Below are 19,297 nucleotides of genomic sequence, written 5' to 3'. Positions count from 1 at the left end.
GCCGGTTGCCCGGAAAGCGGGCACGGCCGGTTCTGAGGGGGCCCCGGCGCAGCAATGCGCCGGGGCTACCCGACGAGGCCAAGTTCACCGCCCTGCGCCACTTCGCCCTCGGCGGCACCGACCACCGCAACCACCGCGCCCAAGGCTCCATGAGTCGAACGTCCTCGTCCGCTCTTCACCGCCGTGTCCCGCGGTGCGCGGCTCTCAGCCCGCCGTCTGGGTTGGGTGACCGAAGGACGACAGGCCGACCGACCCGGCTGGCAGGACGATTTCGCCGGTGGCCAGCCGATCCTTGAGGTAGGTGAAGGTCTGCGCGGTGTGGGCGAACAGGTGCTCGCCCGCGACGAGACCGGGGCGGGCCGGGCGGCCGGGACGGACGAAACGCTCCAGCGGAACCACCCGGGTGTGGTAGTCGACGCTGAAGAACAACGGAAAGGAGTACCGTTCCGCGGTCACCCGGCGGACGCGATGCGGGGTGGCGACGAACTCTCCGTTCGTCAGGATCTCGAACATGTCGCCGATGTTGACGACGAAGGCGTCCTCGACCGGGGGCACATCGATCCACTCCCCGACGCCGTTGCGCACCTCCAGTCCGGGCCCGGTGCACCGCAGCAGGGTGAAGCACTCGTAGTCGGTGTGCGCGCCGATGCCCACCGCGTCCGTTTCGCGGTCGTCCGTTTCACGGTCGTCTGCTTCGCGGTCGTCGGCGGCAGGGCCGGCCGGGTAGCGCAGAAGCCGCAGCTGACTCGGGGGCTTGGTGACGTGGTCGTCGAACAGCGTCGGCGGTTCACCCAGGGCCTGCGCGAACGCGTGCAGCAGGCGCCGGCCGAGGGCCAGGACCGCGTCGTAGTAGGCCATGACCGCGTCGGCGAACCCGGGCAGCGGTGGCCACTGGTTCGGTCCCAGCAGCGGGTTGCCGGCGAGGTGGTCGGGGTCGTCCGGCGGCAGGTCCAGGGAGAGGTCGAACGCCTCCTTGCGGTCCCGTCCGCCGGCGCTGAAGACCTCCTCGCCCTCCGGGACGTAGCCGCGGTGGTTCTTCGACGCGCCGATGTAGACCTTCATCTTCTCGTCCATGGGTAGGGCGAAGAACCGTCGCGCGGCGGCCAGCAGGCCCGCGAACAGCGCGGGCGGCACCCCGGCGCCGGTGATCTGGAGAAACCCGACCTCGCGGGCGGCGTGGCCGATTTCCGCGACGACGCGATCCCGGTCGGCCGGCCCGCCCCGCAGCCCGCTGATGTCGATCAGTGGAACCCGCGAGAAGCCGATGGCCTCACCCATGATGGCAACCTCCTCCTTGTGCGTGTTCCGACGCGTGCGTGTTCCGGCGCACCGTGTCGGGGCCCGGTGACGGATCAGTTGGCCGCCGGCTCGGTGGACCAGGCGGCGACGTCCCCCGCGGCGCCGAGCACCGCCCATATCCGCTGCCGAAGCCGTCCGTCCGGATCGGGATCGGCCGTCACCACGGTGCCGTCGGTCCGCCATTCCAGCCCGAACGGCTGGTTCTCCCGGAAGGGCAGGCTGGAGCTGGTGATGGTCCAGCCGTGGTCGTCGATGACGCCGAGCGAGATCTCACAGTCGACGAGGTCCTGCCGGTGCCGCGAGCTGGCGTTCTGGTTGAGCAGCTCGCCGAGCGAGGACCCGGCCGACTCCGGCGGGAGGTCACGCGGCCGGCCGCGGGCGTAGCCGAAATGCCGGCCGACGCGGACGACGACTCCCCGGCGACCGGTCCGGGGATGGGCCAGCCGAAGATCGGCGCACGGGCCCGGGCCGGTGTCGCACCGCTGCCAGTGTTCGACGTACGCCTGCCCAACCCCCTCCTCGACCAGCAGCGGCCCGTCGTACCGGAGCGTTCCCTGGTCGAGGTGGACGGAGGTGGGCTGGAGATCGATGTCACGGACCCAGTGGAAGACCTCCTCCTCCCGGCGCAGCTCGCCGGCGAAACCCTCCTGGCCGGCGAGCCGGCCGAGATGCGCCCCGGTGAGCTCGCGAAGCGCGGCGACGCCGCCGATGGCGGTCCGCCCCACCGGGCACCGCAGGTCGACGTAGTGGCGCGGACCCTGCAGCCACCGCACCGAACTGGTGTCGTCGCGTCGGCCATCCGGCCAGGCAAGCAAGGTGCGCCGCCAGAGCCCGGTCAGATCCCCCGGCCGGGTCGGATCCGCCGGCCGGGGACCATGTCGGCTGTCGATCGCCGCCTGCCTCTCTCCCCCGTCGGACGCGAGCATGCTGGTCACGGCCCGGCCCCGCCGACGGGTTCGGGGACGGTCACGCGGTGGACGAGGCGGCCCGCGCGCAGCGTCGCCAGGACGGCCGGGGCTCCGAGCGGCACTGAGGCCGGATCGGCGGTGTCGAGCACGGCCAGGTGGGCGGCCCGGCCGGGTTGGGGGCCGTGCTCGGGGAGCCCGAGGATGGCCGCCGGAGTCGTGGTGACCGCCGCCAGCAGCCCGCCGGGCTGGTCGTCGTCGGCCATCCTGCGGGTGATCCCGGCCAGCCAGGCGGCCTGTAGCAGGTTGCCGTTCCCAAAGGGCGCGAACGGGTTGGCGAGGTTGTTGTTCGCGATCGCGACCCGTACGCCAGCCTGGATCGCCCGGTCGACCGGCGCGAGGCTGCGGGTCCCCGGCTCCCCGTGCCCACCGAGATAGAGGTCGGTGGCCGGGAGGACGACGAGGGCTATTCCAGCGTCGGCGAGCAGGTCCAGCGCCGAGGCCTGGGCGGTCGGAGCCATGGCGGCGAGCGTGGTGACGTGACCGATCGTCACCCGTCCGGCCATGCCGTGCGCGCGGGTCCGTTCGGCCACCGCCTCGATGAGGGACCGCCCCGGCTCGTCGTGGAAGTCCAGGTGCAGGTCGACCGGGCGGCCGTGTCGTTCGGCCAGGGCGAACACCGCGTCCAGGTGCGCGATCGGGTCCTGGTCGACGTAGGGGCACCCGCCCACCACGTCGAGACCTTCCGCCATCGCCGCGGCCATCAGCTCGCGGGTGCCGGGGCGCTCGAGACCCCGCTGGGGAAAGGCGACGAGCTGCACCTCGCACCGGTCGGCGACCGAGGCGGTCAGAGCCTGGTGGAAGGTGACGAGGTCGAGCCCGGCGACCGGGTCGATCTCGACGTGGACGCGGGCCGCGACCGTGCCGTGGCGGACGAGGGTGTCGATCGCCAGGGCGGCCCCGGCGTGGATGCGCTCGATGGGCACGGTCTCGCGCAGCCGTCCCACCTCGGCTATCGCGGCGTCGAGGCGAGGACCGGACGGTTCTGGAGACCGGCCCGCGACGGCGTACGGCGTCCCCGCCGGCGCGGCCGCCACCGCGGCCGAGAGGTACGCCTTGTCGAGATGCACGTGCGCGTCCACGAAGGCGGGCGCCACGACCCGGCCCTGGACGGGCAGGGTGGTCCCGGCCGGGCGCCGGGCGCCTGCCGGCCGGACGGCATCACCCGGCTCGACGCCACCAGGGCCGACGGCTTCACCCGGCTGGGCGGCGCCAGTCGGCCGGACGGCAAGAACGGTTCCGCCGCCGAGGACAACGTCATGGCGCCGTCCGATGTCGTGGCGCCGTTCGGCGGCGCGCCCGTCCGTGGGTGTGGGGCCGACGAGCCGGGCGTCGGTGATCCGGTCGATCAGCATCGCTGCATCCTGCGGGCGGCGGCGTCGTGGCGGCGCAGCACGTCGGGCAGGTCGGGCCGCGACAGGACCCCGTCACAGACCACCGACCGACCCCCCACCAGGACATGGCGCGGAGCGGCCGGTCCGCACCGCAACCAGGCGTCGATCGGATCGGTCACGGCGCCGGCCCAGGCCAGCCCTTCGACCGGCCAGACGGCGAGGTCGGCGTTGGCACCGGGCGCCAGCACGCCGATCTCTCCAGCGCGCCCGAGGCAGGCGGCACCACCGATGGTGGCCAGCTCAAGCACATCCCGAGCGCCAAACGCGGCCGGCCCGCCGCGGAACCGGTTGGCCAGCATTACCGTCCGCGCTTCCAGCCACATGGACGAGGAGTCGGAGTTGGCCGAACCGTCCACCCCGATACCGACCGGCGCACCCGCCGCCCGCAGTTGCGGGACCGGCGCGATCCCCACCCCCATGAGCAGGCCGGCGGTCGCGCAGTGGGCTACCCCGACCCCGGCCGCGCCGAGGCGGCGGATCTCCTGGGCGTCAGGGAAGAAGCAGTGCGCCACCCAGGTGCGCGGGCTCGCCCAGCCTAGCGATTCGAACCATTCGACCGGACGGCAGCCATGGAGCGACAGGCAGTAGTCATTGTCGGCGAGGTCGCCAGACAGGTGGGTGTGCAGCCGCACGTCGAGCCGTTCCGCCAGCTCCGCGACGCCGGTCATCAGCCGGGAGGTGGCGCCGAACACCGAGTGCGGTCCGAGAGCGACCTGGACCATCGCCTCGGCCGAGGGATCGTGGTGGTGAGCGACGAGCCGCTCGCAGTCGGCGAGCACGTCGTCGGGATCTTCCACCAGGTGGTCGGGCATCGGGCTGCCGTCGCGCCGGCCGCGGTCGACGGCCCCGCGGGTGGCGTGGAACCGTATCCCCGCCTCCCGGGCCGCGGCGATCTCGGCTTCCACCAGGCTCGGCATGTTCGGTGGCTGTAGGTAGAGGTGGTCGCTGGTGGTCGTGCAGCCACCGAGGGCCAGCTCGGCCAGGCCGACGCGCGCGGACAGGTAGGTGCTCTCCTCGTCGAGGGTCGCCCACAGCGGGTAAAGCGCGTCGAGCCAGCCGAGGAAGTCGGTGGTGGTCATCGGTCGGTAGCTTCGGGTCAGGTTCTGCCACAGGTGGTGGTGGGTGTTGACCAGGCCTGGCGTCACCAGGCATCCAGAGGCGTCGATGCGTTCCCGCGCTGGCGGCTCGCCGCCGGGGCCACCGACCGCCGCGATCCGTCGGTCGACCACCGCGACCCAGCCGCCGGGGATCTCCCGGCGGCTGGCGTCGACGGTGGCGACCAGGGTGGCTCCGCCGATCACCAGATCGGCGACGCCCGGCGGCACCCCGGTCGCGGTCGTCACAGGTGGATGTCCTGGTCGATGAACTCGTTGGTCACGATGTCGGTCGCGGCCAGCGCCGGCGGCACGTCGGTGTTGCGGGCGGCGAAGATCGGTCCAAGGACGCCGATGGTGCGGTCGACCCGGGCGAGGTCGAAGTCGCCGAGGGTGCTGTTGGAGCCGTTGCCGACGATGCCGAGGTCCGTCATCACCGTGACCGCGTCCGCGTTGGCGGCTGCCGTGATCGGCGGTCCGTCACCGATCGCCTCGGCGATCTTCACCAGCGTGTCGTTCGTGGGGCCGGGGTTCGCCACGTAGTCGACCTGAGCCTGCTGGATCATGGGAACGAGCTCCTTGAGGCAGGCCGAGGAGTCGGTCAACGTGTCGGAGCGCACCGCGAGACCCTGCGGGTAGATCTCGTAACCGGCGTCGTGGACGAGCAGGTAGTCCACCGGCTTCATCCAGTCCGGCACGTCATGTTCCCAGCGGTACGGCTCGTTGCTGGCATAGCCCTGCTGGATCAGTCCGCCGCGCTCGGCCACGAACCGGCTCGGCGTTCCGTCGAACGACGCGTCGAGCTGCTCGGGCTTCACGTAGCCCTTGCTGACGAGATAGTCCATGAAGGGAAGGCCCTCGAGGTAGACCACCTTCGCGTCGGTGTTCGCGACGTCCGGCCAGTCGTCGATGGTGTAGGTGGAGGGGTCCCACATGAGGATCTGGGGGTTGATGTCGAGCGGAGCGACCACGGCCGTGGTTGGGAACTTGTCGGCCGCCTGCACGGCGTCGTCGGTCGCGACATAGCCAAGATAGATGGACTCGTCCTGGTACATCTGGGCGGGAATTGGCTGGAAGCCGATGAACGGGCCGCCGAGCCGGACCTCGACCTCGATGCCCGTGGCGCCCAGTGGGCCGCGGTAACTGCCCTTTTTCGCGTCGATCGTGCCGTTCGGGCCGACCAGCTGATAGGCGGCCGCCCGTTCGGGAGTCGCGTACCAGTCGGTCTGGATCACAACCGTCGCCGGGCAGACACCCCGCAGTGGGCCCGTGGCCCCGGCCGGATTCGTCGGGTCGGCTGAGGCGGTGCCGGAGTCCGTCGACGAGCAGGCGGTCAGGGCGGCGCTGGCCACGGCGAGCGCGGCGGCAACCCCAACACGAACCTTGTCCAATGGTCTCTCCTTGATGATCTATACCGGGGTGATGTGTACCGGGGTCGCGGTGGGTGGTGGGCGGAGGCGCTCGGCGGGAGTGCCCGGCTGGAGTGCCCGGCGGGAGTCGAGTGGTCAGTGCGGCCGGGAGCTCCGGCGGCGTTGCACGAAACCACCCAGCGCCTCGAAGCCCCAGAACAGGACGAGCCCGACCAGGGACGACAGGAACAGCGCGGTGAGCAGCTGCTCGGTGGCCACCCGCTGCCGATAGATGTCGATGAGGCGCCCGATACCGGGGTCGCCCTGACGAAAGAAGAAGTCGGCGATGATCGAGCCGATCACCGCCAGGCCGGCGGAGATCTTGCAGCCTGTGATCGCCGCCGGCAACGCCGCCGGCAGTTCGAGACGAACGAGCCGCCGGACCCGGCCCGCGCCGTACAGCGAGAAAAGGTCGTGCAGGTCGGGCTCCACGGACCGTAGCCCGAAAAGGGTGTTGGTGATGATGGGGAACACCGCTACCAGAACGCAGACGATGACCCGGCTACGGAACTCGAAGCCGAACCAGAATCCGAGCAGCGGGACGACGGCGAGGATCGGGATGGTCTGGAGCACGACCGCGTACGGGTAGAGGGAGTGCTCCACCCAGCGGGCCTGGCTCATCACGATCGCGAACAGGACCCCGATCACGATCGACAGCGCGAGCCCGACCAGCGCCACCTTGCTCGTCGACCACAGACCGCCCAGCAGCTCGGCGCGGTTGTCGCCGTCCAGGAGGCCGACCCGCGCCACGTCCTGCGGCGGCGGGAGCAGGAAACGCCGATCGGGGTCGAGGATGCGCACGCTGCCGTACCACCAGCCGAAGAGCACCACCGCGAGGGTCGCCAGCGGCGCCACCAGCCGGACCAGCCGGCCGGAGCGCCCCGGTGGGCGCCGGGTGGGCCGTACGGGCCGCAGCGCCGCCGGGTCCGCGGCTCGTGCGTCGCGGGCCGGGACGACGACAGCCGTCCCGTTCTCGGCCGTCCCGGTCGTGACCGTCCCGTTCGTGACCGGCTCGTTCGCCTCGTCCGCTTCGTTCGCCACGTCCGCCTCGTTCACGAGGTGACCTCGCAGGCATCCCGCAGGGCGGTGGAGACCCGGCTGGCAAGGGCGGCGAACTCCGGGGTGTACCGCAGCCCGGGCGCGCGTGGCCATCCGAAGGGGACAGCGACGTCGGCGACGATCCGTCCCGGCCGCGCCGACATGACCAGCACCCGGGTGGACAGGAACACCGCCTCCGGCACCGAATGGGTGACGAACAGCCCACTGAACGGCTCGGTCAGGAACAGGGACGACAGCTCCTCGTTGAGGCGCTCCCGGGTGATCTCGTCCAGCGCGCCGAAGGGCTCGTCGAACAGGAACAGCCGGGGCCGCAGCATGAGCGCGCGGGCGATGGACACCCGCATCCGCATCCCGCCGGACAGCTGGCCGGGGCGGTGCCTCTCGAAGCCGGTCAGACCGACCCGTCGCAGCACGTCCCCGGCCCGGTCCCGGGCGGTGGCCGCTGGCAGGCCGGTCAGCTGCGCCGGGAGCGTGACGTTGGCCGCCACCGTGCGCCACGGCAGGAGCGTTGGTTCCTGGAAGACGTAGCCCACCGTGTCGCCGGTCGTCTCGACGGCGCCGGTGCTGGGGACCTCGAACCCGGCGAGCAGTCGGAGCACCGTCGACTTGCCGCATCCCGACGGTCCGACCAGGGAGACGAACTCGGACTGCCGCAGCTCGATGGAGATGTCGTCCAGCGCGTGGGTGCCGTCCGCGAACACCATGGAGACCGAGCGCAGCCGGGCTACCGGCACTGGAGAGCGGCCCGGCGTATACGTAATCTCCATTCTCGTATACAAGACTGGGTCGGTTTCTCCCTCGTTGCCGCCCTGTCAAGACCTTGGGTCAACCGCGGAGGTGCACCCTGCGTGAGCAGCGTCCGGGCGAACGGTCCACGGCGGAGCGGTACGGTTGGTGCTCGGCTCGGGCCGGTCCGTACCCGACGTCGCGAGGAGTCGGGTCCCAGCGAGTCGATCCCGGGCAACTGCATGGAGGCCGGGCGACTGGTGGCGAAGGTGACCGACGATGGCGGGTCGACGAGCGGCTGTCGGTGCCCGAGTCCGGCTCATCCAGGCCCCGCGTCGCTGATGGCCCGTACCGTGGCAGCGGTCGACGTCACCGGTCAACGCGTCCTGGACCGCCTGATGTCGGTGGCTCCTACCTCAACCGTCCAACCTGACCCTGGTGGCCGCCATGTCTGCTGATGGTCCTCAGCTTCTCCGTGACACGATCGCGGCCGCGCTGCGTTCCGAGATCGTGGCAGGGGCGTTGCGGCCCGGGGAGCGGATCCGCGAGGAGCGGATCGCGAGCGAGCACGGGGTGTCGCGGGTTCCGGTACGGGAGGCGCTTCAGCGGCTGGCGCAGGAGGGCTTCCTGGTGCTCACGCCGCGCCGCGGCGCGACGGTGGCCACGCCCTCGCCGCGACGCGCACTCGAACTCATGGCGATCAGGAGCAACCTCGAGGTGTTGGCGGCCCAGCTCGCCGCCAGGCGTCGGGGTGGGTCCGCGGCCACGGAGCTGGCCCACCTGGTGGAACTGGGCACGGCCGCGACCGCCGAGCGACGGTACTCGGAGCTGCCGGCGCTCATCGACCGGTTCCATGATCTGGTCGCCGTCGGTTCGGGCAACGGCGAGCTGGTCGAACTCCTGCGCACCATCCGCAGCAAGGTCCGCTGGATGTTCGAGGTCGACGTCGAGGAGCGTTCCACGATGTCGTGGGCGCACCATGCCGAGATCGTCGACGCAATCCTCCGCGGTGACGAACGGGCAGCCGCCATGCACATGGTGCATGACGTCGATCGGGACGAGGCCCTCTACCGGCACCTGGCTCCCATGCACGAGGTGGGCAGCGGCTGACGCGATCGTTCGGCGTCTCCGTCAGGTTCGGCGATGACCGTTCGTTGCAGGCGGGAGGCACCCGTCTGGCAAGGTCGACAGGGTCGACAGGGTCGACGGGATCGAAGCCGAGAAGTTCGCCGCACGGCTCCTGCGCGCGACGATCCCGAGTCCACGAGAGACACCTGAACTGCCGGGGAGAGCGAGATCACTCGGCCCTCACCCGCGGGGCTCCCACCTGTCCGCGACCGCGGAGGCCGCAGGGGGGACAAGCCAGAACGAACCGCCCCGCTCCGCCTGTGTTCGCGGCCGCTCACGGGTGCGGTCAAGCGGGCGACCGGGAACACCCAGAGGAGACGGGGATCCAGCATCCGCCCACGGCACGACGAAGGGAGTCGACGATGGCGACGATGACGAAGGTTGCCGTGCGCAGCCTCGACCGGCCTGACGAGCGTCGCGACATTCCTGGCGGTCACGTGGACGTCGTGTCGGTCGCCGGGCACGGCATCGACCGCGCCGTGTTCGAGCCCGGCTGGCGCTGGTCCGAGTCGGTGCGCCCGATCGCCGGCACCGAGCTGTGCGAATTCGAGCACTTCGGCTACATAGTTTCCGGCCGGCTGCACATCGAGATGCGCGATGGTTCGAGCGCGGACCTCGGTGCAGGTGACGCAATGCTGTGCCCGCCCGGTCACGACGCCTGGGTGGTCGGGGATGAGCCGTGCGTCATGATCGATGTTGGAAGTCAGGCCACCGAGTATGCGAAGGCCTCGGGGAGCGCCCGATCGTAACCTCGCGGGCGTGCGGCCGGGCGCGGCTCCGCCGGCCTGCCACCCGGCACCGGTGGTGCGCGGTCAGGGTGGCAGCGCGGCACGGACGTCCGTGAGGGCGAAGCCGAGGAGGTTCAGGCCGGTCGCCAGCCGGTCGGCCTGCCCCGCGAGCTTCTACCCGTCATGCCCGCCCGGCGGTCCCGTCGGTGCGGGGCCGCGCGGTCGGGCGTCTTGTACGTGACCAGCGGCAGTGTGGTGGCCACGGGCGTCGCCAGGTCGTGGGCGACGAGGTCTCCGATCACCTGCTCGACTCGTTTGTACGCGGTCGGTGCCTCCTCGAACAGCAGTTGGCGGTCGCCGCAGACCACCAGCGATCCGACCGGCGTGCGGCGCAGCTCGTCGACCGTGTGCTTGGCCCGGCCCCGGCGCAGCGCGTCGGCACGCGACATCTTGCGGCCGGCGCCGTGCGCCACGGAGTAGTTGGCCCGCGCCCCGGCGTGCGCGGCGACGAGGTAGGAACGGGTGCCCCGTGTGCCGGCGACGAGCACGTCGCGGCCGTCGCCCGGCGCCGCTCCCTTGCGGTGCAGGTAGGTGCCGTCGCGGACCTCGACCAGGTTGTGGCACTGGTCGACGATCGGCTCGGCGAGCTCGGCTCCCAGGGCGTGGGCGACCCGGGCCGCCAGCAGCCGGCGGTTGAGGGCACCCCAGCGCACGGCCGCGTCGTGCGCCGCCAGGTAGGCGGCGGGGTCCGGAGCGGGGCCAGCGCCGTGGGCCGCCGTGTGCTCCCGCAGGATCCGCTCACCCAGCCCGCGCGAACCGCTGTGGACGAGGAGGACGACGTCACCGGCGGCTAGCCCGAGTCGGCCCGCGTGACCGGGTTCCTCGACGGTGTCGACGCGCGCCAGCTCCACGAAGTGGTTGCCCCGGCCGACCGTCCCGAGACCCTCGAGGTGGCCGGCGGGAATGTCGTCGCCGACGGCGTCGAAGGCCGGGGCGTCCGTCTCGTTGCCGGGATCCAGCGGGCGGTCGAGGTCGGGGAACCGGGCGGCGAGCCTGTCCGGCACGACCCGGCCGAGCCGCAGCGGAAACACGGCGATGCCGCAGCCAATGTCGGAGCCCACCAGGAATGGGTACAGCACGGTCGACGCCATCGCCGCGCCGATCGGGGCGCCCTTGCCGGGATGGAGGTCCGGCATCGCGGCGACATGAACCATGCCGTCGAGGGCGGCGACCTGGTGGCACTGCACAAGGGCGTCGGACTCGATCCAACTCGCGTCAGACGCGAACACGGCAACCGTCGCCGAGTCCTTGGCCGTGCCGGAGGCCTGACCAGCTTCCTGGCCCGCGGGCAGCTGAGACACGAAGAACGCTCTACTTCCTCGGGGGAGGGATGGTGACCGACAGCGTCACGGCGCGGATCGGCGCCGTGGAGCCTGGAAGTAACTGGTTGCCGTCGGTCAGAGCGTCATGCGCATACCTTCCCGGAACCCACCGCGCCCGGCAAACGCTTTTCGGCGCCAGCGAACGACCAGAGCGGCGGCCCCGCGAACCAGAGCGGCGGCCCCCTACCGCGGTGGCTGGGGCGCGCCGCTACCGGGGTGGCGGTGGGAGAGGCGGGGCCGTCGATGAGGGTGCCGGCGCGGATTCACCGCTGGTCGACACGACGGCGAAACCGAACACCATGACGATCAACAGTGCCAGGCCGAGGCCGACCAGAATCCAGACTGGCCGGCCGGGCCGACGTCTCCCGGATCGTTCGGCCACCGGCTGGCTGATGGGCGGCGTCGCCGGGCCGCCGTCGATGAGCCGCGCCTCGGCGGCCAAGGTGGCGGGATCGCCAAGGCGGTCGAGGATGGCCCGCAGAGCGGCCTCGTTCGGTACGTCCAAGGCGGCGCGTTCCGCGGCGATGTGGTCGCTGAGGTCGCTCAGCAGCTCCGCGCGGTGGACTTCGGGCACGCCGGTCAGGGCGCGGTCGACCGAGTCCAGGTAGCTGACGACAAGCCGGTCGAGGGTGTTCGCTTGGGTGCTCATTTCGGATCCGTTCCGACAAGTCGGTCAACCGTGTCGCGGAAGGCGACCCACTCTGCTCGGAAATGCCCGAGCGCGGCCTTCCCACTGGCGGCGAGGGTGTAATACCGACGCGGCGGCCCATTGGGCGCTTCCTGCCAGGTCGTGGTAACCCAACCAGCGCGCCGGAGCCGGGACAGCAAGGGATACAGGGTGCCTTCGCTGGTGGTAAGCGTCTGCTCACTCCCCAGCCGTTGTACCAACTCCAGGCTGTACAGTTCGCCGTTCTCCAGAAGGGCGAGCACGCAGAACTCCAGGGTGCCGCGCCGTAGCGCGGTCGACAGCCCTGTGGGTGACTCCATGCCTTACACAGTACCTTGCCTCACAAGGGACGTCGAGAGATCCTTGGCGCGCGGGTTGGAGATCCCCGCGCTCGCCGGGTCGGGCAGGTCCCGGTGGGACCACCACGTGCCGGTCACCCAGTCGCGCATCCCGGTCGAGGAGTAACCCGGTCAACCAGCGGCAGGGGCGTCGCGGACCCACCCAGACCGCCATGTGATCGTTCGAACTGGTCCTCGGTCGCGCTCGTCGTGGATGATCCCGTTGAGGTCGGCCGCACCACCGCGTGGCCATGGGCCCACGACGACGAGGGGTACGCATGGCGAACGAGAACACGGCGCGGCTCGCGGTGCTGATCGACGCGGACAACGCCTCGCCCGCCAATGTCGAGGGACTGCTGGCGGAGGTCGCGACGTTCGGCACTGCGTTCGTGAAGCGTGCCTACGGGGACTGGACCGGGCCGAGCCTGCGGGGGTGGAAGGACCAGTTGCTGGCGCAGTCGATCCAGCCGATCCAGCAGTTCGCCTATACCAGCGGGAAGAACGCGACGGACGCGGCGATGGTGATCGACGCGATGGACCTCCTGTACTCGGGCCGCTTCGACGGGTTCTGCCTCGTGTCCAGCGACAGCGACTTCACCCGGCTCGCCCAGCGGCTACGGGAGTCCGGGAAGACGGTGTACGGATTCGGGGAGCGCAAGACCCCGATGTCGTTTCGCGCGGCGTGCGACAAGTTCATCTACGTCGAGAACCTCGCCCACCCCGAGCCGCTGGCCACCGCGCCTGACGAGGCTCCCCGGCCGGCGCCACGCGCGCCGGTCGCCCAGCTCAGCGGGGACGCCGCCCTGGTCAGCCTGCTGCGTAAGGCGATCGACGCGGCGTCGGACGACGACGGCTGGGCGGCGCTCGGCTCGGTCGGCCACATCATCACCAACCAGCGGCCGGACTTCGACTCCAGGACCTATGGCCACGCCAGGCTCAGCGGACTGCTCACCGCGATCAACCTGTTCGAGGTCGAGCGGCGCAGCCCCGGTAGCGGCAAGCCCGCGGTGATCTACGTCCGCGACCGCAGGCACGCCCAGTCGACCAAGCCCAGAACCGGCTGATCCGAGTGGACGCCGGTCAGGCGTCCGCGACGGCCGCGGCCGCGGCCCGCACCACCCACGCCCGGTAGGCCTCGGGCGGCCAGCCGCGCCTGACGACCAGCAGGCCGTAGACCTGCGGTGAGAACATCGTCCAGATGGTGTCGCGGATGCGCTCGACCGCCACCGGGTCGCCACCGACACCGAGGCGGTCGGCCACCGACGCCGCGATGATCGACGTTCCCGCCAGCCGCTGGCGGTCGAGCTCGGCGGCCAGGGCCGCGATCTCAGGGTCGGCGTCGGCCGCGGCGTGGACCACCTCGAACAGCGGATTCGCCCGCGCCGCGACGTCGGCTCCGGCGGCGGCGAACCGCTCGAGCACCTCCTCGGCCGTCGCGCCGTCGTGCACCCGCCGCATGGCCGGGCGCTGGTGCAGCGGCACTTCCTCGTCGTCCCCGGCGATCGCCACGTCGACCGCGATCTTCAGCAGGTTCGCCTTCGAGGTGAAGTGGGCGAACACCGTCGGTGCCGACACCCCCGCCGCCGCGGCGACCTGCGCGATCGAGGTCGGCGTGTACCCCTGCTCGACGAACAGCCGGGTCGCCGCCGCGATCACCTTGGCGCGGTTCTCCCGCGCCTGCGCCTGCCGCCCGCTGGCGTCGTAGCGGCGGCGCGGCTGTCGGCTCGACGTCATTGCCTTACTCTAGCCGCTATTCGATATAGCCTGAGTAAGACGAAAGGAGCCAGCGATGAGACTGGCCTACAAGACGTTCGGGGAGGGCCCGACCGTCCTGCTGATCCACGGCGGTGCCGAGGACGCCGAGATGCTCGCGCCCCAGGCGGCGGCGCTGGCGGCGAGCGGCTGGCGAGCCGTGGCCTACGACCGGCGCGGCACCGGCTCGAGCACCCGCGAGGACTGGCCCGGCAAGGGCGCGGACCAGCACGCCGACGACGCGGCCGAGCTGTTGCGCGAACTCGGCGCGAGCCATGCGGCCCCGGCCACCGTGCTCGGGTTCAGCTCCGGCGGCGTGGTCGCCCTCGCCGTGGCCGCCCGCCATCCCGACCTGGTGCGCGAGGCGATCGCGTGGGAGCCGGCCACCCTCGGCGTGCTGCCCGGCGGGGCCGAGATCCACGCGTCGATCAACGCCGCCGGGGATCGCCACCTCGCCGAACACCCGGAGGACTGGGTGGGCGCGTTCCGGGTCACCCTCACGGTCCTGTCCGAGGGACGGGCGGACCTCGACGGCCCGGAGGTCACCCGGATGTCGGCGAACGCCGAGGCCGTCATGCGCGACGACGCCCAGCTGATCACCAGGCACACCTTCGCTCCGGGCGAGCTACCAGCCGGCAAGGTCGTGGTCGCCATCGGCGCCGGCGCGAACGCGCTGCACCGCCAGATAGCCGAGTGCCTGGCCGAACAGCACGGTGTGCCACTCGTACCAGTCCCCGACGCGGACGACCACGAGATCTACCTGAGCCAGCCGGACGTGCTCGCCTCGTTCCTCGCCACCCGCCTGGCACCGCGATGAGAAACAGCACCGCGACGAGAGACGGCACCGCGACGAGAGACGGCACCGCGACGAGAAAGTCCTCGGGGCTCGGCCGCGCGACGAGCGGCCACACGCACGGGAATCCGCCAGCGACATCGCTGGCGACCTCGCCGAGCAGCCGAGGAAAGGTGGCCTCCTACCAGGTGGGCCTGTTGTGGGTGGTCGGCGTGACGCTGGCCGGCGCGCAGGCAGGCGGTTCACTCTTTCCCACCCCGGTGTTCCTGATGATCGATGCGGTCTATGCCGCGGCGGCGATCTCCGTGATCCGCCGGGCGCGAGCGGCGGCCGCCGCCGACCGGGAAGCCGCCCTGGCACTCCCCCTGCTCGTCGCGCCCGTCTTCGTCTTCGCTCTCGCGTCCCTGACCGGCATCCCCACCGCCCGCCACCCCGGCGCGATGCTCGCCAACACCGCCGTCCTGCTCGTCGTCGGCGGGCTCCTGCTCGCCGGCATGGTCCTGGTCGCCACCAGGCTGTGGGATGGGCCAGGACGGGCGCCCGCCGCGCTCGCGCTCGCCGCGATCGGGCTCGGCAGCGCGGGATATCTCGCCAACCTGGTCGCCAGAGTCGGAGTGATCCTGTCGGGCGCCTCGCCCGCCCAGGCCGCCGTCGAGGACACCGCCTGGCAGGCCAACGCCTACCTGCAAGGCCTGCCCGGCGAGCCGGATCCGATCGCGATCATGCTCGTCTGGCTAGATCTTCTCCAACTGGTCTACGTGGCGCTGGCGCACCTGGCCGCCGTCGCGCTCGCGATCGGCGGGCGCCGGGCCGGCCTGCTGTCGAAGCGGGCCGCCGGCCGCGTCGTCCTGAGCGGGATGCTGCTCGTCGGCGTCACCACGATCGCGGCGGTCCTCGGCACGGCTGGCGCGTTCGACGTGCCAGTGCTGAGCGAGGCGAGCGACGCGGGAGCGACAGCCGCCTACTTCCTCACCGCGCCGTTCATGACGACGCTGCTGCCCTTCATGATCGGCATCGCCCTGCTGTCCCTGTCGTCCGACAGCGCGCCGCGACCGCGCGTGACCGCGTTCGACCCAGCGCACGCGACCTCGAGCTAGTGCCGCGACCGCCAATGTCCGCCCGCTCCGCGTGATCGCCGTTTGTGCCCCGGAGGGGTCGTGATGAGGACCTGTTCACGACCCCCCAGAGGGCAGAAACAGCGATCATGTCCGGCGTCGATACAGGGCACCTTGGCGGGGCCGGCACTGGGCCCCAGCGCCGAACCAAGCCACGAAACATTGTTCCACGAGTGTGGATCAACCGTGGCCGGCTCAACTGGCCAGCGCGGCCGCGGCCAGCGCCGTCGACGATGATGGGCGGCATGCCACGGCTGAACGACCTGGACCAGATGGTGGGAGATCCGGTCAGCTGGTCGGGCGCGCGACCGCCAGAGGCCCGGGTGTTCACGGGGCGCTGGATCGAACGTCAGCCGCTGTCGGCGGTGGAGCACGCGCGGCCGATGCTCGAACGGCTGAGCCCCCATCGGGAGCTGTGGACCTACCAGGGTGACGAGGCACCCGCCGACGCCGAGGCGGCCGCGCGCGGAATCACCGCCCTGGCCGAGAAGGTCGATCGCGCGTTCGCGATCGTGGACCGGGCCGGCGGATGGTTCCAGGGGCGCGTGACGCTCCTGCGCGGCCAGCCGGCGGTCGGGACGATCGAGGTCGGCGCGATCATCTACGCGCCGTCGCTGCAGCGGACCCGGGCGGCGACGGAGGTCCAGTACCTGCTCATGCGGTACGTCTTCGAGGATCTCGGCTATCGCCGGTACGAGTGGAAATGCGACAGCCTCAACCAGCCGTCCCGCGTCGCCGCCGCCCGGCTCGGCTTCGTCGAGGAGGGCACCTGGCGCAATGCCGTGGTCGTCAAGGGCCGCAACCGTGACACCACCTGGTTCTCGATCACCGACAGCGAATGGCCGCTCGTGCGGGAGGCGCTCGACGCCTGGCTGGCCGACGACAACTTCGACGAGTCCGGTCACCAACGACATTCCCTCGCCGAGCTGCGGGCCCGACTTGGTAAGCCCACGTCCTGACGGGCTCGCCTGGCAGGAGGCACCCACGAGGGTGCTAACACGCGGAACTCCCCGAGGCTGTTCATTCCGGCAGAGGCCGACCAGGACAACGCGAACGGGGGCGCGACCCCGACCGGGCCCCGCCGCCGCGCGTCCTCGGAGTCGTCCGGTCCGACCTCTTCCTCAACGAACCCAGCGGGTCCGGACAGCTCGCCCGGCGGCTGATCACGACCGAGGCGTTCACCACTCGTCCCGGCATTGACCTCCCGCGGGGACGACGGCGCCTTCCGCGGATCCCACGCACGGATCCGAACGCCGATCCGCGTACGCATGCCCTTTCCGATACCGGCACTTCCCGACGGGCGCTGGCACATTTTCCGGATGTGTCCTGTATCTCATCGACGGCGACTCCGAGAGGAGGCGACGAGAGGAAAGGAAACTTGTGACGTTCGGCGACGACACTGGGCGCCGAAGTTCCCGCGGTCCTTTTCCGAAGCCTGTCGTAAACGCGTCGCAAACTTGTCGAAAACGTTTGGCACATAGCTGGCGCCGGGAAACGGGCGCGGCGAGGGGGACGAGATGGTCAACCAGTACGACGTGGCGGCGGCCAACTACACCGAGGCCGATATGACGGCCTTCCGGACGTGCGTCGAGTCCTACTCGTTTCTCCGGAACCTGGGTTCGGTCGCCGGCAGGTCGGTGCTCGACGTCGCCTGCGGGGAAGGTTTCTACTCCCGCCAGTTCGCCGAGCTGGGCGCCGCCCGGGTGGTGGCTGTCGACGCCTCGGCGGAGATGGTGCGGCACGGTCGCGAGGCGGAGCAGGCAGCCCCGCTCGGCATCGAGTACCACGTTCACGACGCCGCCGAGATGCCGGTGCTGGGCGAGTTCGACCTGGTGGCGGCCACCTACCTGCTGCATTACGCCGCCGACACCGACCACATGCGCTCGATGTGCGCCCGGATGGTCGCGAACCTGAGGCCGGGCGGCCGCTTCGTCACGCTGGTCCCGAACCCGGAACTCGATCCGGCCGGCCCCGGCCACCTGAAGTATGGCTTCAGCCTGGACTGGCCCAGCGCGGCGGCGGACGGCGACGAGGTCGTGCTGAACATTCCCACGGACCCGCCGATGGCGCTGAAGCTGCGCTACTGGTCCCGGCGGACCTATACCGAGGTGCTGGCCACGGGCGGGTTCAGCGAGATCGAGTGGTGCCCGCTGGAGTGCGCGCCGGACGCCGAGGACCTGTACGGGCCCGGGTTCTTCGACGACTACCTGGCCAACCCACACGCCATGATCGTGCGGGCCGTGCGCCCGGCGGGCTGACCATTACGCCTGGCCTCCACGTCTAGAAAGACCGGATGGCCCTGGATCTCGGTCACGGCCGGCCCGATCTGCCGCGCCGGCGGACGGGGCCTCGTTCGCCGGGCGCGGCAGAGCGGACCGGCCCACTCCGCGCCATCCGGCGGGCGCATCTCGGCTTACGCGACAGACTTCGCGCCGCCGACCAGGTTCAGCCCGATCACGCCCGCGATGATGAGCGCGAGCGAGACGCCCTTGGCCCAGCTCATCGCCTCGCCGAGGAAGAACACACCGACCACCGCCACCACCGCGGTGCCGACGCCCGCCCAGATCGCGTAGGTCACCGACACCGACAGGGTCCGGACCACGAGGGCGAGCAGCCAGATGGAAAGGCCGTAGCCGAGCAGGACGACCGCGGTCCACCACGGGTCCTTGAAGCCGTCGGCGCGCGGGAGCAGCGCGGAGGCCGCGACCTCGCTGCCGATCGCGGCGGCGAGCAGGGCGAGCGCTGTGTGCATGACGTCCTCCGAACGTAGCGACCGCTACAAGTGTAGCGGTCGCTACGCGTGGATGTAGCGCCCGCTACACTCCTACTATGTGGGCCTCATGGGGCGCCGAGACGACCTGCTCGACCAGGTCACCGACCATGTGTTCGAACATGGCCTCATCGGCCTGACGCTCCGCCCGGTCGCCGCGGCGATCGGCACCAGCGACCGGATGCTCATCTACCACTTCGGCAGCCGCGACGAGCTCGTCGCAGCCGTCGTCACGCGCGCCGAGGACCGGGCGGTCGCCGCCATCGACGCGCTTCCTGGTGCCGCCGGAGTGCGTCAGGGCGTCAACGCCCTGTGGACGGCCGTCCAGACCGACCCACTCCACCGCTGCACGGACATCTACGTGCAGGCCGCGGCGACCGGCTTGATCGGCCAGGAACGCTTCGCCACCATCGTCAGAGAGGCGAACGAGCGGTGGGTGCGGGCTCTGCGGGACTACCTCGTCCGCTGCGGAGCACCGCCGGAGATAGTCGGCCGCGTTGTCCGGCTCGTCGACTCCAGCCTGTACGGATTCCACCTCGACCTGAGCACCGACCGGCCCGATGAGCTCGCCAAGGGCGTCGACGACCTCGCCGCCGCCGCCCAGGCCATCGCCGACGGGTGGAATCTGGCTGCCCTCGGTCGCGGGGAAGGCACCTCGCGCTGACACACCGCCGAGCC

General features: G+C 71.3%; 20 protein-coding genes. 8 read left to right on the top strand and 12 right to left on the bottom strand.

Annotated elements, in window-relative coordinates:
* Positions 1-204: 204 nt before the first annotated feature.
* From I6A81_RS05950 to I6A81_RS05920, 7 genes are all read right to left on the bottom strand, one after another.
* Positions 205-1,278 (bottom strand): isopenicillin N synthase family dioxygenase, encoded by a 1,074-nt coding sequence (locus I6A81_RS05950; protein ID WP_203004928.1) that lies wholly within the window; start codon positions 1,276-1,278, stop codon positions 205-207.
* A gap of 74 nt (positions 1,279-1,352) precedes the next feature.
* Positions 1,353-2,072: a hypothetical protein gene (locus tag I6A81_RS05945; RefSeq protein ID WP_203004929.1), complete on the bottom strand. Its 720-nt coding sequence runs from the start codon at positions 2,070-2,072 to the stop codon at positions 1,353-1,355.
* A gap of 158 nt (positions 2,073-2,230) precedes the next feature.
* Positions 2,231-3,619 (bottom strand): amidohydrolase family protein, encoded by a 1,389-nt coding sequence (locus I6A81_RS05940; protein ID WP_203004930.1) that lies wholly within the window; start codon positions 3,617-3,619, stop codon positions 2,231-2,233.
* Complete coding sequence (locus I6A81_RS05935) at positions 3,613-5,001, bottom strand: amidohydrolase family protein (RefSeq protein WP_203010120.1); 1,389 nt, start codon at positions 4,999-5,001, stop codon at positions 3,613-3,615. The genes I6A81_RS05940 and I6A81_RS05935 overlap by 7 nt, the downstream gene beginning before the upstream one ends.
* Positions 4,998-6,143 carry a hypothetical protein gene (locus tag I6A81_RS05930; RefSeq protein WP_203004932.1) on the bottom strand — a complete coding sequence of 382 codons (1,146 nt, stop codon included), beginning with the start codon at positions 6,141-6,143 and terminating at the stop codon, positions 4,998-5,000. Before I6A81_RS05930 ends, I6A81_RS05935 begins: the two co-directional genes overlap by 4 nt.
* Before the next feature lie 114 nt (positions 6,144-6,257).
* Positions 6,258-7,202: an ABC transporter permease gene (locus tag I6A81_RS05925; protein WP_307874492.1), complete on the bottom strand. Its 945-nt coding sequence runs from the start codon at positions 7,200-7,202 to the stop codon at positions 6,258-6,260.
* An 11-nt stretch (positions 7,203-7,213) separates the two neighbouring features.
* A complete protein-coding gene (locus I6A81_RS05920) occupies positions 7,214-7,987 on the bottom strand; it encodes an ABC transporter ATP-binding protein (protein ID WP_203004934.1) in 774 nt (257 codons plus the stop codon).
* Positions 7,988-8,393: 406 nt separating this feature from the next.
* Here I6A81_RS05920 and I6A81_RS05915 point away from each other — a divergent pair, with 406 nt between their 5' ends.
* Positions 8,394-9,056, top strand: a complete 663-nt coding sequence (locus I6A81_RS05915; RefSeq protein WP_203004935.1) for a GntR family transcriptional regulator — start codon at positions 8,394-8,396, stop codon at positions 9,054-9,056.
* Positions 9,057-9,445: 389 nt separating this feature from the next.
* Positions 9,446-9,823, top strand: a complete 378-nt coding sequence (locus I6A81_RS05910; protein ID WP_203004949.1) for a cupin domain-containing protein — start codon at positions 9,446-9,448, stop codon at positions 9,821-9,823.
* Positions 9,824-9,936: 113 nt separating this feature from the next.
* Here the strand turns inward: I6A81_RS05910 and I6A81_RS05905 are convergent, their stop codons facing one another.
* The 3 genes from I6A81_RS05905 to I6A81_RS05895 form a co-directional block, all read right to left on the bottom strand.
* Positions 9,937-11,163, bottom strand: coding sequence for an RNA ligase RtcB family protein (locus tag I6A81_RS05905; protein WP_307874491.1), 1,227 nt, complete (start codon positions 11,161-11,163; stop codon positions 9,937-9,939).
* Positions 11,164-11,392: 229 nt separating this feature from the next.
* Entirely contained in the window at positions 11,393-11,833 is a 441-nt protein-coding gene (locus tag I6A81_RS05900) for an HAAS signaling domain-containing protein (protein WP_203004936.1), read from the bottom strand.
* A complete protein-coding gene (locus I6A81_RS05895) occupies positions 11,830-12,171 on the bottom strand; it encodes a PadR family transcriptional regulator (RefSeq protein ID WP_203004937.1) in 342 nt (113 codons plus the stop codon). The genes I6A81_RS05900 and I6A81_RS05895 overlap by 4 nt, the downstream gene beginning before the upstream one ends.
* A 296-nt stretch (positions 12,172-12,467) precedes the next feature.
* Between I6A81_RS05895 and I6A81_RS05890 the strand changes: the two genes are divergently transcribed.
* Positions 12,468-13,253, top strand: a complete 786-nt coding sequence (locus I6A81_RS05890) for an NYN domain-containing protein (protein WP_203004938.1) — start codon at positions 12,468-12,470, stop codon at positions 13,251-13,253.
* A 16-nt stretch (positions 13,254-13,269) separates the two neighbouring features.
* On the opposite strand, the gene I6A81_RS05885 is transcribed toward I6A81_RS05890, so the two are convergent.
* Positions 13,270-13,923: a TetR/AcrR family transcriptional regulator gene (locus I6A81_RS05885; RefSeq protein ID WP_203004939.1), complete on the bottom strand. Its 654-nt coding sequence runs from the start codon at positions 13,921-13,923 to the stop codon at positions 13,270-13,272.
* A gap of 55 nt (positions 13,924-13,978) precedes the next feature.
* Here I6A81_RS05885 and I6A81_RS05880 point away from each other — a divergent pair, with 55 nt between their 5' ends.
* From I6A81_RS05880 to I6A81_RS05865, 4 genes are all read left to right on the top strand, one after another.
* On the top strand, positions 13,979-14,758 hold the full coding sequence (locus I6A81_RS05880; protein WP_203004940.1) for an alpha/beta hydrolase: 780 nt from the start codon (positions 13,979-13,981) through the stop codon (positions 14,756-14,758).
* 149 nt (positions 14,759-14,907) lie between these two features.
* Complete coding sequence (locus I6A81_RS05875; RefSeq protein WP_203004941.1) at positions 14,908-15,831, top strand: hypothetical protein; 924 nt, start codon at positions 14,908-14,910, stop codon at positions 15,829-15,831.
* A gap of 263 nt (positions 15,832-16,094) precedes the next feature.
* Positions 16,095-16,808, top strand: a complete 714-nt coding sequence (locus I6A81_RS05870) for a GNAT family N-acetyltransferase (protein WP_203004942.1) — start codon at positions 16,095-16,097, stop codon at positions 16,806-16,808.
* Positions 16,809-17,366: 558 nt separating this feature from the next.
* Positions 17,367-18,107: a class I SAM-dependent methyltransferase gene (locus tag I6A81_RS05865; protein ID WP_203004943.1), complete on the top strand. Its 741-nt coding sequence runs from the start codon at positions 17,367-17,369 to the stop codon at positions 18,105-18,107.
* A 155-nt stretch (positions 18,108-18,262) separates the two neighbouring features.
* On the opposite strand, the gene I6A81_RS05860 is transcribed toward I6A81_RS05865, so the two are convergent.
* A complete protein-coding gene (locus tag I6A81_RS05860; protein WP_203004944.1) occupies positions 18,263-18,601 on the bottom strand; it encodes a DMT family transporter in 339 nt (112 codons plus the stop codon).
* 88 nt (positions 18,602-18,689) lie between these two features.
* Between I6A81_RS05860 and I6A81_RS05855 the strand changes: the two genes are divergently transcribed.
* The gene (locus I6A81_RS05855; protein WP_203004945.1) at positions 18,690-19,283 is read left to right on the top strand and encodes a TetR/AcrR family transcriptional regulator; all 594 of its coding nucleotides are present in this window, start codon (positions 18,690-18,692) and stop codon (positions 19,281-19,283) included.
* Positions 19,284-19,297: the final 14 nt, after the last annotated feature.

The sequence above is a fragment of the Frankia nepalensis genome (assembly GCF_016786325.1).
Classification (GTDB): Bacteria; Actinomycetota; Actinomycetes; order Frankiales; family Frankiaceae; genus Pseudofrankia; species Pseudofrankia nepalensis.
Note: the sequence above shows the minus strand (reverse complement) of the source record. Positions and strands in the feature narration are given on the sequence as shown.

Excerpts from the sequence above, each read along its gene's own strand:
- I6A81_RS05865 (WP_203004943.1), top strand. The coding sequence starts at position 17,367 with ATGGTCAACCAGTACGACGTGGCGGCGGCCAACTACACCGAGGCCGAT.
- I6A81_RS05950 (WP_203004928.1), bottom strand. The coding sequence starts at position 1,278 with ATGGGTGAGGCCATCGGCTTCTCGCGGGTTCCACTGATCGACATCAGC.
- I6A81_RS05910 (WP_203004949.1), top strand. The coding sequence starts at position 9,446 with ATGACGAAGGTTGCCGTGCGCAGCCTCGACCGGCCTGACGAGCGTCGC.
- I6A81_RS05940 (WP_203004930.1), bottom strand. The coding sequence starts at position 3,619 with ATGCTGATCGACCGGATCACCGACGCCCGGCTCGTCGGCCCCACACCC.
- I6A81_RS05855 (WP_203004945.1), top strand. The coding sequence starts at position 18,690 with ATGGGGCGCCGAGACGACCTGCTCGACCAGGTCACCGACCATGTGTTC.
- I6A81_RS05870 (WP_203004942.1), top strand. The coding sequence starts at position 16,095 with ATGCCACGGCTGAACGACCTGGACCAGATGGTGGGAGATCCGGTCAGC.
- I6A81_RS05885 (WP_203004939.1), bottom strand. The coding sequence starts at position 13,923 with ATGACGTCGAGCCGACAGCCGCGCCGCCGCTACGACGCCAGCGGGCGG.
- I6A81_RS05915 (WP_203004935.1), top strand. The coding sequence starts at position 8,394 with ATGTCTGCTGATGGTCCTCAGCTTCTCCGTGACACGATCGCGGCCGCG.
- I6A81_RS05900 (WP_203004936.1), bottom strand. The coding sequence starts at position 11,833 with ATGAGCACCCAAGCGAACACCCTCGACCGGCTTGTCGTCAGCTACCTG.
- I6A81_RS05920 (WP_203004934.1), bottom strand. The coding sequence starts at position 7,987 with ATGGAGATTACGTATACGCCGGGCCGCTCTCCAGTGCCGGTAGCCCGG.
- I6A81_RS05895 (WP_203004937.1), bottom strand. The coding sequence starts at position 12,171 with ATGGAGTCACCCACAGGGCTGTCGACCGCGCTACGGCGCGGCACCCTG.
- I6A81_RS05860 (WP_203004944.1), bottom strand. The coding sequence starts at position 18,601 with ATGCACACAGCGCTCGCCCTGCTCGCCGCCGCGATCGGCAGCGAGGTC.
- I6A81_RS05880 (WP_203004940.1), top strand. The coding sequence starts at position 13,979 with ATGAGACTGGCCTACAAGACGTTCGGGGAGGGCCCGACCGTCCTGCTG.
- I6A81_RS05890 (WP_203004938.1), top strand. The coding sequence starts at position 12,468 with ATGGCGAACGAGAACACGGCGCGGCTCGCGGTGCTGATCGACGCGGAC.